Origin of the sequence: Pseudomonas paraveronii, assembly GCF_963681955.1 — a bacterium.
GTDB lineage: Bacteria > Pseudomonadota > Gammaproteobacteria > Pseudomonadales > Pseudomonadaceae > Aquipseudomonas > Aquipseudomonas paraveronii.
Genome location: NZ_OY817130.1, coordinates 1,895,864 through 1,909,699 on the forward strand (window position 1 = coordinate 1,895,864; position 13,836 = coordinate 1,909,699).

The following is a 13,836-nucleotide window of genomic DNA, read 5'->3' on the forward strand; positions in this document are numbered from 1 at the left end:
GCTGGTATCGGCTCGGTGAACCTGATGCGCCGCGTTGTCTGCATCGCAGGCACGCCAACGCGTGATTGCGGTTTCTTCCGCGTCTTGAGCGATACGCCCTGGAACGTCACTGCCCTATTCAGCGTGGTCGTCGACGTGCGATTGGCGATTTTGTAACACCGTGGGATGGGATCTTGTTCGGGTGATTGTATACAGCTCTATGGACATATAGTCCAGGTATTGCATACAGTGGCCCCACAACAAAAACAGAGACCCGCTCACCATGACTATCCCGAAGGCGTCACCGCAACGGCCCGAAGATGAGAATCTCGGCGTCGCCGCCAACATGGCTTACGGCCTGCAGCATGTGCTCACTATGTATGGCGGCATCGTTGCCGTGCCGTTGATTATTGGCCAGGCGGCCGGGTTGTCGCCGGCGGATATTGGCCTGTTGATCGCCGCGTCGCTGTTTGCCGGTGGTCTGGCCACGCTGTTGCAAACCCTTGGCCTGCCGTTCTTTGGCTGTCAGTTGCCGCTGGTGCAGGGCGTGTCGTTTTCCGGAGTGGCGACGATGGTGGCGATTGTCGGCAGTGATGGCGCCGGTGGGGTGCCGGCGATTCTCGGGGCGGTGATGGCTGCGTCGTTTATCGGGCTACTGATCACGCCGGTGTTCTCGCGGATCACCCGGTTTTTCCCGCCGTTGGTGACCGGCATTGTGATCACGACCATCGGCCTGACCCTGATGCCGGTGGCCGCGCGCTGGGCCATGGGCGGCAACAGCCACGCGGCGGATTTCGGCAGCATGGCGAATGTCGGCCTGGCCGCGCTGACGCTGGTGCTGGTGTTGTTGCTGAGCAAAATCGGCAGCGCGGCGATCTCGCGGTTATCAATCCTGTTGGCGATGGTGATCGGCACCGTGATTGCGGTGTTCCTCGGCATGGCGGACTTTTCCGGCGTGAGCCAGGGGCCGATGTTCGGCTTCCCTGCGCCCTTTCATTTCGGCGTGCCGACCTTCCATGTGGCGGCGATCATTTCCATGTGCATTGTGGTGATGGTGACGCTGGTGGAGACCTCGGCGGACATCCTGGCCGTGGGCGAGATCATCGACACCAAAGTCGACTCCAAACGCCTGGGTAACGGCTTGCGTGCCGACATGCTGTCGAGCATGTTTGCGCCGATTTTTGGTTCGTTTACCCAGAGCGCGTTCGCCCAGAACGTCGGCCTGGTCGCGGTTACCGGGGTGAAAAGTCGGTTTGTGGTCGCGACGGGCGGGGTGTTCCTGGTCATCCTCGGCCTGCTGCCGTTTATGGGGCGGGTGATTGCGGCAGTGCCGACCTCGGTATTGGGCGGTGCCGGGATTGTATTGTTCGGCACCGTGGCGGCCAGCGGTATTCGCACCTTGTCCAAGGTGGATTACCGCAACAACATGAACCTGATCATCGTTGCCACCTCGATCGGTTTCGGCATGATCCCCATTGCCGCGCCGAATTTCTATGATCACTTTCCTGGCTGGTTCGCGACCATTTTTCATTCGGGCATCAGTTCCTCGGCGATCATGGCGATTCTGCTGAACCTGACGTTCAATCACTTCACTGCCGGCAACTCGGACCAGCAGTCGGTGTTTGTGGCGGGGACTGAGCGCAGCCTGTGTTTCCAGGACGTGGCAGTCTTGCGCGAAGGCGATTACTTCAGGGGTGGCAAGCTGTTTGATGCCGAAGGGAAGGAGATTCCGCTGCTGGCCGAGGTGTCGAAAAAAGCGCCGAAGGCCGAGACCAGCGAAGCCTGAATGGGTGGGAGCGAGCAAACCCGCTCCCACAGTGGACCTCAGCCAGCCTTAAGGGCTTTGTGCGGCACAGAACACGCCTCGTCCAAAAACTTCACCACGGTCCCCATGCACGCCTGGCGTTCTTCCACATGGGGCATGTGGCTGGAGTCTTCAAACAGCGCCCAGCGCACATCCGCGATTTCATCCAGGAACGGCTTGACCACCAACGGTGTGGCTTCGTCATGCCGGCCGGAGATCACCAGGGTCGGCACCTTGATCGCCGACAGACGGCCAATCACGTTCCAGTCCTTCAAACTGCCGATCACATGGAACTCGGTCGGGCCGCTCATGGCGTGGTACACGGTCGGGTCTGCATCGACCTGGGCGAAAGTGCGCGCGACCTCGTCTGGCCATGGGTTGACCCGGCAGACGTGCTGGTCGTAGAAAATTCGCGAGGCGGCGAGATATTCCGGGTCTTGGTAGGTGCCGGCGGCTTCATGTTTGAGCAGGGTTTCATGCACGCCTTCGGGCAACAGCTGACGCAGGCGGTTGGCTTCGCTGACCCAGGTGCGCATGCAGGTGGGCGAGTTGGCCGGGATAAACGCACGCAGGCCCTTGGGTTGCAGAATCGCATGTTCGCTGCCGAGCATGCCGCCCCAGGATTGCCCGAGAATTGCGTAGTTCTGGCTGATTTGCAGGTGGTCCAGCAGGTTGTTCAGTTCGTCGAGGAACAGGCTGACAGTCCAGAAGGACGGGTCTTTGTCGGGCAAGTGCGTGGAGCGGCCGTTGCCCAGTTGGTCGTAGTGGATGACAGCATGGCCACTGGCGGCAACGTCCTTGAAGGCGTCGACATAGTCATGGGTGCAGCCGGGACCGCCGTGGATGATTACCAACGGTGTACGGCCGGAGGTCAGGTCGCCGGTGATGCGGTACCAGGTCTGATAGGGGCCGAAGGGCGCGTACCCTTCGCGGATTTTCTCGATGAATTCCATTTCGTACCCTGCTTTGAAAAAAAGGATCAGGGACACGATAATCGGCACAGAACGTTTAGGTAACTAGCAAAACAGCTAGGTTTTGCCGAGGGTCAACCCTCCAGCAAGCGATAATGGGTGGCGCGCACCACGGCCTGTACGCGATTTTTCGCCCCCAGTTTGTGCATCGCTGAGGCGAGATGCAGGGTGACTACCGCCAGTGAGCGGCTCAACTGCGTGGCGATTTCGGCGGCGGTCAGGCCGTCGGCGGCCCATTTCAGGCACTCGCGCTCGCGTTTGGTCAGACGGATATGCGGGTAGGTGCGTAGTTCATTGCTGAACAACGGGTAGGCCGCTTCCTGCAATGCATGGGAAATCAGGTTGAAATCCGACAAGGTTTGCTGCGCATCCTCCAGCACCGTGTGCGCCTTGCCGGTGCGCAAGCCGGTCAACGATGCGAAGCCGCCCCGGGGCAGGTGAATCGGCACGCTGACGCCGCAGGTCAGTTGCTGATCATGCAGGTAAGACGAGACGGGGGCGTGGCACGGGTCCATGATCTTCTGCAGCGCGGTTTGCGCCTTGGCCTCGTAGGACCAGACAAACGGCGACACCGTGCTCAAGGCCAGGTGCTGCACCGGATCGATCTGGTAAAACCCTTCGCTGCACCATAAGGCGTGCCAATCGGAAGGGGTGTTGCGCAGTTGCAGCACAGAAGGTGTGATCAACGCACCGTTGAGGTCGATGGGCACCGGCGAATAGTCATACACCAGCGCATCGAAACCCAGCTGTTGGGCGAGGATAAACGTATTGTCCATCTGCTCATCCAGGCTCCTGCCCGGCATGAGACGGTGATTGAAGGCAGTTAGCTTGGCCAGCATCCGTTCTGCTCCCGAATTCATATGAATCTCGACTTGCTGCAAGTAGAATGCCACGCCCCGGCGAAGGACTGCCAGGCCAAACCTATAAGAAATACTAGGTTATGGATGCACGGCATCCTCGGTAGCTTATGGCCTCATAAGCGGCCGCAACCCGCCAGGCCGATACCACACAAGGAACGTATGCATGTGGCGTGAAATAGCCCCCGACCAGCAGTACACCGTGCAAGTCGATGGCCATGACCTCGTGGTCTACAGCTTTGGCGAAGGCGATGAGGTGCTGTTGTGCCTCAACGGCGGGCCGGGGCTGCCGTGTGACTACTTGCGCGACGCCCATGGCTGGCTCAAAGAGCATGACCTGCGAGTGGTTGCATTCGACCAGCTTGGCACCGGTGCTTCAGCCAGACCGACCGATGTTTCCCTGTGGGAAATCGGCCGTTATGTCGAAGAAGTCGAAACCGTGCGCCAAACCCTGGGCCTGGGCCGCGTGCATTTGCTCGGGCATTCCTGGGGCGGCTGGCTGGGCATCGAATACGCCATCCATTACCCCGATGCGCTGAAAAGCCTGATCCTGGAAAACACCGTCGGCGACATTCCGCACCTCTCCCGGGAACTCGAACGCCTGCGCGGCGCCCTCGGCAGCGAAACCGTGGCGATGATGCAGCGCCATGAAGCCATGGGCACCCTGGATCACCCGCAGTACCAGGCCGCGATCACCTTGCTCACCTATCGCCATGTGTGCCGCCTGGACGAATGGCCGGCGCCGCTCCGGCGCTCCCTCGACGACTGGAACATGGGCCCCTACGCAACCATGCAGGGCCCCAACGAATTTCTGTATATCGGCAACCTCAAGGACTGGAACCGCATCGCCGAGATGGCTGAGTTCAAGATGCCGATGCTGATCACCACCGGCCAGCACGACGAACTCACCCCAGCCTGCGCCCTGCGCATGAAACTGGCCGCCCGGCACGCCGAATTGCAGGTGTTCCCCAACAGCAGTCATATGCCATTTTATGAAGAGCCCCAGGCGTACTTCCCGGTACTGCTGGACTTCCTCGCGCGTCACCGAGGCTGACGGATGAACCTGGCGCGCTACCGTTTCGTGCTGTCCCGGCCGCTGCAATTGCTGCCGGTGCTGTTTGGCATCAGCCTGATCACCTTCGTGCTGGTGCGCTCGATTCCCGGTGACCCGGCGCGCGCGCTGCTCGGCTCGCGCAGCACGCCGGATGCGTTACTGAAGATCCGCGCACAGTTCGGGCTCGACCAGCCCCTGTGGCTGCAATATTTTTACTTCCTGAAAAACCTGCTCAAGGGCGACCTCGGCCAATCGCTGCTGTACAAGGTCGATGCGTTGAAGCTGATCGTCACCCGTATCGAGCCGACCCTGGTGCTGGTGCTCGGCAGTGTGCTGTTGGCGCTGCTGATTGCAGTGCCGCTGGCCACCGTCGCGGCGCGTCGCAAAGGCGGTTGGGCGGACAACCTGATCCGCGTGTTCACCACCGTCGGCCTGGGCATGCCGGCATTTTGGCTGGGGTTGATGCTGATCCTGCTGTTCAGTGTGCAATGGGGCCTGTTTCCGGTGTCCGGTTACGGTCGCACTTGGCTGGACAAGGCGCACCATATGGTCCTGCCGTGCCTGACCATCGCCCTGGCCCTGTCGGCGGTGCTGGTGCGCAACCTGCGGGCGAGCATGTTGATGGAGTTGCAGGCGGACCCTGTCACCGCCGCCCGGGCGCGCGGGTTGTCGGAAGCGGCGGTGTTTCGTCGGCATGTGCTGCCCAATGCCCTGGTGCCGGCGGTCAACCTGCTGGCGGTGAATATCGGTTGGCTGATCAGCGGCACGGTGGTCATCGAAAGCCTGTTTGCCATTCCCGGCATCGGCCAGTTGCTGGTGCGCGGCATCTTTACCCGCGACTACATGGTGGTGCAGGGCGTGGCCATGGTGCTGGCCTGTGCGACGGTGCTGGTCAACTTTGTGGCGGATGTGGTGACCGTCGCCCTCGACCCGCGGGTGAAGATGCAATGAGCAGCCGTCCATTGATCGCCCCATGGCGTCTGCGTCTGCGCTTTGGCTTTCGCGACGGTCGGCTGACCGCCGCGTGGGGCTTGCTGATTCTGTTGACGTGGCTAGGCCTGGCTCTGTTTGCGCCATGGATCGCGCCGTTCGACCCGATTGCGCAGAACACCGATATCAGTTTGCTCGGGCCGAGCCTGGGCCATCCCTTCGGTACGGATAATTACGGTCGCGACATTCTCTCGCGGGTGATCTGGGGCGCACGCATCGACCTGCAATTGGCGATTATCGGGGTGATCTTCCCGTTCATGCTCGGCACCGTTATCGGCGCGGTCTCCGGCTATATCGGCGGGCGTTTCGACAGCGTCTGCATGCGCATCATCGACGTGATCCTGGCGTTCCCGTTCCTGGTGTTGATGCTGGCAATCATGGCCATCCTCGGTCCGGGCTTGAAGAGTTTCTATATCGCCATGGCGCTGGTGGGCTGGGTGTCGTATGCGCGGTTGATCCGCTCGCAGATCCTGGTGCTCAAGGAAAGTGACTTCGCCCTGGCGGCGAAAAGCCTCGGCTTTGGTCACGGGCGCATTCTGTTTCGGCATTTGTTGCCGAATGCGATGTTTGGCTCGATTGTGTTTTCCATGTCTGACGCGGTGCTGGTGCTGCTCAATGGCGCGGCCGTGAGTTACCTGGGCCTGGGCGTGCAACCGCCGACCGCCGAGTGGGGGACGATGGTCGCCGAAGGGCAAGCCTTTATTACCACCGCCTGGTGGATCTGCACTTTCCCGGGCCTGGCCATCGTGACCTTGGCGATGGGCTTCAGCCTGCTCGCCGATGGCGTGGCGCAAGTGCTGGGAGAGCGCGCATGAGCCTGCTTCAAGTGCGCGACCTGAGCGTGATTGCCAACAATGCCGGGCGCGAGGTGACCCTGGTCGACCGCGTCTCCTTCGACTTGGCCGAAGGCGAAATCCTCGGCCTGGTGGGCGAAAGCGGTTCGGGCAAGACCATGGCCTGTCGCGGGCTGATACGTCTATTGCCGTCGCCCAACCTGCGCGTGCAGGGCGGTGCGGTGTGCCTGGCCGGCCAGGACTTGCTGCAACTGGACGACGCGGGCATGCGCGCGGTACGCGGCGGGCAATTGGGCATGATTTTCCAGAACCCCAGCAGCCACCTCGACCCGCTGATGCGCATCGGCGAGCAGATCGCCGAGGGCATCCGCCTGCATCAAGGCGCGTCGAAAAAAGACGCGCGCCGGCAAGCCATCGAGGTGTTGCGCCAAGTGGGTATTCCCGATCCCCAGGCACGGGTCGACAACTACCCCCACGAGTTTTCCGGCGGCATGCGCCAGCGCGCCATGATCGCCGTGGCATTGGGCTGCAACCCGAGGGTGCTGATTGCCGACGAACCCACCACGGCCCTCGATGTGACTGTGCAGGCGCAAATCCTGCGGCTGTTGCTCGATCTGCGCGACCAGCGCGGCCTGTCGATCATCATGATCACCCACGACCTCGGCGTGGTGGCGCAAACCTGCGACACCATCGCGGTGATGTACGCCGGGCGCCTGTGCGAGCACGCCAGTAAATACGAGCTGCTCGCCCATCCCCGGCACCCGTACACCGCGGGCCTGATCGACTGCCAGCCGGCCCACAGCACCGGCCACGCTTTGCTGCGCACCATCGCGGGTCAGCCGCCATTGCTGGATGCGTTGCCCGCCGGGTGCCGCTTCCACCCGCGTTGTCCGCAGGTCGGCAGCCTATGTACCGAAGTGTTGCCGCAAGGTGCGCGGGTGGCCTGTCACTATCCGTTGGGAGGTCGCCCATGAGCCTGTTGCAGATCAAGGACCTGGAAGTGCGGTTTGCCGCGTCCGGCAGCGGCATGTTCGGCCTCAACAAGCAGTGGGTGAGGGCGGTCAACGGAGTGTCGCTGAACCTCGCGGCGGGCGAGACCCTGGGCCTGGTGGGCGAATCCGGCAGCGGCAAAAGCAGCCTTGGCCGGGCGATTCTGCACCTCAACCCGATCAGCGCCGGGCAGGTGCTGTTCGACGGCATCGACATGGCACACGGCAGCGCCATCGACATCGCCCGCCTGCGCCATGAAACCGCGATGATCTTCCAGGACCCGTATGCCGCGCTGAACCCACGCCACACGGTCGGCGAAACCCTTGCCGAAGTGTTACGGGTACAGCGCAAAGTCGCGCCGCAGCAGATCGCGCGGCGTGTCGACGAGTTACTCGAGCTGGTCGGCCTGCGCCCTGAATTGGCCGCTCGCAAGCCCGGCTCCCTCAGCGGCGGCCAGTGCCAGCGGGTCGGTATCGCCCGGGCGCTGGCGGTGGAACCGCGCTTGATCATTGCCGATGAGTGCGTGGCGGCCCTGGATGTATCGATCCAGGGCCAGATCATCAACCTGTTGCTGGAACTGCAACAGCGCATGAACCTGGCGATCCTGTTTATCGCCCATGACCTGGCCATCGTGCGCCGCCTGTGCGACCGGGTAGCGGTGATGTACCTGGGCAAGATCGTCGAGGAGGGGCCGGTGGAAGCGGTCTTCACCTCACCGCGTCATCCGTATACGGCGGCGCTGATCCAGGCGATTCCCGAGATCGATCCGCATCGGCCGTTGCCCACAGAGCCGTTACCCGGCGAGCCACCGAGCCCGCTGAACTTGCCTACAGGCTGTGCGTTTCACCCGCGTTGCCGGTATGCCCAAGCCATGTGTTCCGTGGTATTGCCGCCTACTCGTTTCCTGCACGAGCATCGGTACAGTTGCGTGCTTGAAGAACCTTTGCTTCAGCCCACCCCTGCCATTCTTGAACAACCGCCGTTATAAACAAGGAGTTATGACATGCAATCACGCCACTTGAAGTTGCTCGCCGCCGCGACATTGACCGCCTGGTCGCTGACCGCCGGTCTTGCCCAGGCCGCCGGTGTCCTCACCATCGGTTGCCGTGAAGACAGCACCACGTTCGACCCGATCAAAAGCGCGCAAAACCGCGACACCTGGGTATTCGCCAACGTCTACGACACCCTGGTACGCGTGGATAACCTGGGCACCAAGATGGAACCGGGGCTGGCAGAAAACTGGGAGATTTCCAAGGACGGCCTGACCTACACCTTCAAGCTACGTGCGGCGAAGTTCTCGGATGGCACGCCGATCACGGCAGAGGATGCGGCGTTCAGCCTGTTGCGCATCCGCGACAACAAGGCCTCGCTGTGGAGCGACCCATTCAGCCTGATCGACACGGCCAAGGCCGCCGATCCGCAAACCCTGGTGGTGACGCTGAAGACCCCGGCGGTCGCCTTCCTCTCGCAACTGGCGTCGCCGACGGTGTCGATCCTGTCGGAAAAAGCCATGACCAAAATGGGCGAAGACGCCTACGCGCAAAACCCGGTGACCTCCGGGGCGTTCACCGTGGACGAATGGCGCAAGGGCGATCGGGTGATCCTGAAGAAAAACCCGAACTTCTGGCAGGCCAAAAACGTCAGCCTGGATGGCGTGGAGTGGGTCTCGGTGACCGACGACAACACGCGCATGCGCATGGTGCAGAACAACGAACTGGATACGGCGATCTTCGTACCGTTCTCACGGGTTGAAGAGCTGAAAAAAGACAAAAACGTGGTGATCCATTCCGACCCGTCCACCCGCGAAGATCACCTGCTGATCAACCATGGGCACGGCCTGCTGGCCAAACCGGAAGTTCGCCAGGCGCTGGACATGGCCATCGATAAACAATCGCTGGTGAAGACGGCCACTTACGGTCAAGGCACCGTGGCCTATTCCTACATCCCCAAAGGCTCGCTGTACCACTACGCCAACAACCTGCAACGCCCGTATGACCCGACCGCCGCGAAGAAACTGCTGGCCGATGCCGGTGCCAAGGACTTGAAGCTGAACTACGTGGTCAACGCTGGCAACGAAGCCGACGAGCAGATCGCGGTGATCATCAAGGACCAGTTGGCCAAGGTCGGCGTGACGGCCAACCTGCAGAAAGTCGACCCGACCCAAAGCTGGCAGATGCTGGTGGACGGTGAGTACGATATTTCGGTGATGTACTGGACCAACGACATCCTCGACCCGGACCAGAAGACCACCTTCGTACTGGGCCACGACACCAACCAGAACTACATGACCCGCTACAAGAACGACAAGGTCAAGGCGTTGGTGACGGCGGCGCGCATCGAGGCCGACCCGGCCAAGCGTGAGCAGATGTATGTCGAACTGCAGAAACTGGCGAAACAGGATGTGAACTGGATCGACCTGTACTACAGCCCATACATCAACATCTCACGCAAGAATGTGAGCAACTTCCTGCAAAACCCACTGGGCCGTTTCACCCTCGAGGAAGTGGTGAAAAACTAAAGAACACTGCTAAATAAATGTGGGAGGGGGCTTGCCCCCGATAGCGGTGGGTCAGTCACACATACAGTGACTGACACCCTGCTATCGGGGGCAAGCCCCCTCCCACATTTTGTTCAGGTTGTGTCAGCGGTTACTGCGCGTCAAACGCCTGTCCATTGATCCCGGTACTGTCCGGCCCCATCAGGTACAAGTACACCGGCATGATGTCTTCCGGCGCCGGGTTGTCGGCCGGGTTTTCCCCCGGATAGGCCTGGGCCCGCATGCTGGTGCGCGTGGCGCCGGGGTTGATGCTGTTGGCCCGTACCGGCGCAACGGTGTCGAGCTCGTCGGCCAGGGTTTGCATCAGGCCTTCGGTGGCGAATTTCGACACGCCATAGGCCCCCCAATACGCCCGGCCCTTGCGCCCGACGCTGCTGGAAGTGAACACCACCGAGGCGTCCTGGGACAGCTTGAGCAGCGGCAACAGCGTGCTGGTCAGCATGAACATCGCGTTGACGTTGATGTGCATCACCCGCATGAAGTTCTCACCGGACAACTGCTCGATCGGCGTGCGTGGGCCGATGATCGAGGCGTTGTGCAGCAGGCCGTCGAGGTGGCCGAATTCCTTTTCGATCATCGCCGCCAGCTCATCGTACTGATGGGGCAGGGCAGTCTCCAGGTTGAACGGGATCACCACCGGTTGCGGGTGGCCGGCGGCTTCGATCTCGTCGTACACCTGGGCCAGGTTGGCTTCGGTCTTGCCCAGCAACAGCACGGTTGCGCCATGGGCGGCATAGGTTTTCGCCGCCGCCGCGCCAATCCCGCGACCGGCACCGGTCACCAGGATGACGCGGTCTTTGAGCAGTTCGGGACGTGCAGAGTAATCAAACATAAATAGCCTCGACAAAATTCAGTAGGTTGCAAACCCCAATCTTGAGCGCAGTGAAGATCCAATGTGGGAGGGGGCTTGCCCCCGATTGCGGTGTGTCATTCAACACATTCATTGACTGAACCACCGCAATCGGGAGCAAGCTCCCTCCCACATTGGATCTTCATAGGTCAGCAAAACCGGTAAACCATCAGCAACTGCACAGCGCGTTATCCAGCACCTTGCGCAATTCCAGCGGGTGGTCCACCACCACATCCGCGCCCCAGTGACGCGGGTTGTCGTCCGGGTGGATGTAGCCATAGGTGACCGCCGCCGTGCGGGTGCCGGCGTCGCGGCCGGACTCGATGTCGCGCAGGTCATCGCCGACGAACAGCACGCTGGCCGGGTCCAGGTTGAGCATCTGGCACGCCAGGATCAGCGGCTCCGGGTGCGGCTTGCTGTGTGTCACATGGTCCGGGCAGATCAGCAGTGCCGAGCGCTCGGCCAGGCCTAACTGCTGCATGATCGGCTCGGCAAAGCGCAGCGGTTTGTTGGTGACCACGCCCCAGATCAGCTTGGACTTTTCGATGTCTTCCAGCAGCTCGGCCATGCCGTCGAACAACGTGCTGTGGATCGCGCAGCCCTTGAGGTAGCGTTCTAGGAACTCCAGTCGCAGTTCTTCAAAACCTGGGGATTCGGGGTCCATCGAGAACGTCACAGCGACCATCGCCCGTGCGCCGCCGGAGATTTCATCGCGGATATGCTGGTCGTTGATCGGTGCCAGGTTGCGGTCGGCGCGCATGGCCTGGCAGATGGCGATAAAGTCCGGCGCGGTGTCCAGCAGGGTACCGTCCATGTCGAAGAGAACCGCTCGCAACTTCACAGGCTTACTCCTCGCGCAGGGTCTGGATCATGTAGTTGACGTCGACGTCGCTGGCTAGCTTGTAGTGCTTGGTCAGCGGGTTGTAGGTCAGGCCGATGATGTCCTTGACGCTCAGCCCAGCCTGACGGCTCCAGGCGCCCAGCTCGGAAGGGCGGATGAATTTCTTGAAGTCGTGGGTGCCGCGCGGCAGCAGCTTCATGATGTATTCGGCGCCGATGATCGCGAACAGGTAGGCCTTGGGGTTGCGGTTGATGGTGGAGAAGAACACCTGGCCGCCGGGCTTGACCATGCGGAAGCAAGCGCGGATCACCGAGGACGGGTCCGGCACGTGTTCGAGCATTTCCAGGCAGGTGATCACGTCGAACTGCTCGGGCATTTCCTCGGCCAGGGCTTCGGCGGTGATCTGGCGGTATTCGACATTCACCCCGGATTCCAGCTGATGCAACTGGGCCACGGCCAACGGCGCTTCGCCCATGTCGATGCCCATCACGGTAGCGCCGCGCTGAGCCATGGCTTCGCTGAGAATACCGCCGCCGCAACCGACGTCCAGCACCTTCTTGCCGGCCAGGTTGATGCGCTCGTCAATCCAGTTGACCCGCAGCGGGTTGATGTCGTGCAGGGGTTTGAACTCGCTTTCGCGGTCCCACCAGCGGTGGGCCAGGGCTTCGAATTTGGCGATTTCGGCGTGGTCGACGTTGCTCATGGTGGTTCCTCTAAATCTGATAAATCGGTTTGTCGGCCCTGAACACGGGTTCAGGACCGGCGTTATTCGCGGTGCCCGCTGATGCGCTGGCCCCAGGCAATGGCCATGGCGGTCAACTGTGGTTCATCCATGCGGGTCAATTGCCGGTTGTCGAGCAACTGCTTGCCGGCGACCCAAAGGTGTTTCACGCAATCGCGTCCGGTGGCATATATAAGCTGTGAGACCGGATCGTAGATCGGTTGTTGCGCCAACCCTGAAAGATCAAAGGCGACGATATCGGCCGCTTTACCGACCTCCAACGAGCCAATCTCGCTTTCCTGGCCCATGGCACGGGCACCGTTGAGGGTCGCCATGCGCAAGGCGCGGTGGGCATCCAGGGCGGTAGCCGAGCCGGCGACGGCCTTGGCCAGCATCGCCGCGGTGCGGGTTTCGCCCAGCAGGTCGAGGTCATTATTGCTGGCGGCGCCGTCGGTGCCGATGGCCACATTGACGCCAGCCTGCCACAGACGCTCCACCGGGCAGAAGCCACAAGCCAGTTTCAGGTTCGATTCCGGGCAATGGATGACGCTGGTGTTGCTTTCTACCAGCAAAGCCAGGTCGTCCTCGCTGATTTGGGTCATGTGAACGGCCTGGAAGCGTGGACCCAGCAGGCCGAGGCGACCGAGGCGCGCCAGCGGGCGTTCGCCGGTCCGCTCGACAGCCTGTTGTACCTCAAGCGCGGTTTCGTGCACATGCATATGGATCGCGGCGTCCAGCTCCTCGGCGATCACCCGGATCTTTTCCAGGTTGGCATCGCTCACGGTGTAGGGCGCGTGGGGGCCGAAGGTGATCTTGATGCGCGGGTGATGCTTGAGGTCGCCGAACAGCTCGATGCCCTGGCGAATCGCCTCATCGGCGGTGCCGGCGCCGGGAATCGGGAAGTCGAGGATCGGAATCGCGATCTGCGCGCGCATCCCGCTGTTGTGGACGCAGTCACTGGCAATCTTGGGGTAGAAGTACATGTCCGAGAAGCAGGTAATGCCACCCTTGAGCTGTTCGGCGATGGCCAGGTCGGTGCCGTCGCGCACGAAGGCTTCATCGACCCACTTGGCCTCCGCGGGCCAGATGTGCTTTTCCAGCCAGGTCATCAGCGGCAGGTCATCGGCCATTCCGCGAAACAGGCTCATCGCCGCGTGGCCATGGGCGTTGATCAGGCCGGGGCTGAGCAGCATGCCCGGCAGCTCGCGCACTTCGCCGGCGGAAAGTTTCAATGCCGCGGCCCGTGGGCCGATAAAGGCAATGCGCCCATCGCGGATGCCCAGGCCATGCTCCTTGAGCACCACGCCGGCGGGTTCGACAGGTACCAGCCACGTCGGCAGTAGCAATAAGTCGAGCGGGGCGGCAGTGGAGGTCATCGCAGGCTTCTTCCCGGGCAGCTATAAAAGAAGGGCGAAGTATACCCGAGCG

14 protein-coding genes are annotated in these 13,836 nt (G+C 61.7%); 8 read left to right on the forward strand and 6 right to left on the reverse strand.

What is annotated here, in order from left to right; translation table 11 throughout:
* The first annotated feature begins 24 nt into the window (after positions 1-24).
* Both U5A08_RS08660 and U5A08_RS08665 read left to right on the forward strand, forming a co-directional pair.
* Positions 25-156, forward strand: a complete 132-nt coding sequence (locus U5A08_RS08660) for a hypothetical protein (protein ID WP_321851187.1) — start codon at positions 25-27, stop codon at positions 154-156.
* A gap of 106 nt (positions 157-262) precedes the next feature.
* Positions 263-1,765 (forward strand): nucleobase:cation symporter-2 family protein, encoded by a 1,503-nt coding sequence (locus tag U5A08_RS08665; protein WP_253394181.1) that lies wholly within the window; start codon positions 263-265, stop codon positions 1,763-1,765.
* Between the two features lie 38 nt (positions 1,766-1,803).
* Here U5A08_RS08665 and U5A08_RS08670 read toward each other — a convergent pair whose 3' ends face one another.
* Together U5A08_RS08670 and U5A08_RS08675 are read right to left on the reverse strand one after the other, a co-directional pair.
* Positions 1,804-2,736 (reverse strand): proline iminopeptidase-family hydrolase, encoded by a 933-nt coding sequence (locus U5A08_RS08670; RefSeq protein WP_253394183.1) that lies wholly within the window; start codon positions 2,734-2,736, stop codon positions 1,804-1,806.
* A 92-nt stretch (positions 2,737-2,828) separates the two neighbouring features.
* Positions 2,829-3,593 carry a LuxR family transcriptional regulator gene (locus U5A08_RS08675; protein ID WP_253394185.1) on the reverse strand — a complete coding sequence of 255 codons (765 nt, stop codon included), beginning with the start codon at positions 3,591-3,593 and terminating at the stop codon, positions 2,829-2,831.
* A gap of 184 nt (positions 3,594-3,777) precedes the next feature.
* Between U5A08_RS08675 and U5A08_RS08680 the strand changes: the two genes are divergently transcribed.
* The 6 genes from U5A08_RS08680 to U5A08_RS08705 are packed head-to-tail and all read left to right on the forward strand — an operon-like array spanning position 3,778 to position 9,957.
* Positions 3,778-4,665 (forward strand): proline iminopeptidase-family hydrolase, encoded by an 888-nt coding sequence (locus U5A08_RS08680; RefSeq protein ID WP_321851190.1) that lies wholly within the window; start codon positions 3,778-3,780, stop codon positions 4,663-4,665.
* 3 nt (positions 4,666-4,668) lie between these two features.
* Positions 4,669-5,616 carry an ABC transporter permease gene (locus tag U5A08_RS08685; protein ID WP_321851191.1) on the forward strand — a complete coding sequence of 316 codons (948 nt, stop codon included), beginning with the start codon at positions 4,669-4,671 and terminating at the stop codon, positions 5,614-5,616.
* Complete coding sequence (locus U5A08_RS08690) at positions 5,613-6,470, forward strand: ABC transporter permease (RefSeq protein ID WP_321851192.1); 858 nt, start codon at positions 5,613-5,615, stop codon at positions 6,468-6,470. Before U5A08_RS08685 ends, U5A08_RS08690 begins: the two co-directional genes overlap by 4 nt.
* Positions 6,467-7,423: an ABC transporter ATP-binding protein gene (locus tag U5A08_RS08695; RefSeq protein ID WP_253394193.1), complete on the forward strand. Its 957-nt coding sequence runs from the start codon at positions 6,467-6,469 to the stop codon at positions 7,421-7,423. Before U5A08_RS08690 ends, U5A08_RS08695 begins: the two co-directional genes overlap by 4 nt.
* Positions 7,420-8,427, forward strand: coding sequence for an ABC transporter ATP-binding protein (locus U5A08_RS08700; protein ID WP_321851193.1), 1,008 nt, complete (start codon positions 7,420-7,422; stop codon positions 8,425-8,427). The genes U5A08_RS08695 and U5A08_RS08700 overlap by 4 nt, the downstream gene beginning before the upstream one ends.
* Before the next feature lie 15 nt (positions 8,428-8,442).
* Complete coding sequence (locus U5A08_RS08705) at positions 8,443-9,957, forward strand: ABC transporter substrate-binding protein (protein WP_321851194.1); 1,515 nt, start codon at positions 8,443-8,445, stop codon at positions 9,955-9,957.
* A 130-nt stretch (positions 9,958-10,087) separates the two neighbouring features.
* Here the strand turns inward: U5A08_RS08705 and U5A08_RS08710 are convergent, their stop codons facing one another.
* The 4 genes from U5A08_RS08710 to U5A08_RS08725 form a co-directional block, all read right to left on the reverse strand.
* On the reverse strand, positions 10,088-10,828 hold the full coding sequence (locus U5A08_RS08710) for a YciK family oxidoreductase (RefSeq protein WP_247405686.1): 741 nt from the start codon (positions 10,826-10,828) through the stop codon (positions 10,088-10,090).
* Between the two features lie 187 nt (positions 10,829-11,015).
* Complete coding sequence (gene mupP, locus U5A08_RS08715; protein ID WP_253394199.1) at positions 11,016-11,687, reverse strand: N-acetylmuramic acid 6-phosphate phosphatase MupP; 672 nt, start codon at positions 11,685-11,687, stop codon at positions 11,016-11,018.
* A gap of 4 nt (positions 11,688-11,691) precedes the next feature.
* Entirely contained in the window at positions 11,692-12,390 is a 699-nt protein-coding gene (gene ubiG / locus U5A08_RS08720) for a bifunctional 2-polyprenyl-6-hydroxyphenol methylase/3-demethylubiquinol 3-O-methyltransferase UbiG (RefSeq protein WP_321851196.1), read from the reverse strand.
* A gap of 62 nt (positions 12,391-12,452) precedes the next feature.
* Positions 12,453-13,784 carry a TRZ/ATZ family hydrolase gene (locus U5A08_RS08725; RefSeq protein ID WP_321851197.1) on the reverse strand — a complete coding sequence of 444 codons (1,332 nt, stop codon included), beginning with the start codon at positions 13,782-13,784 and terminating at the stop codon, positions 12,453-12,455.
* Positions 13,785-13,836 lie beyond the last annotated feature (52 nt).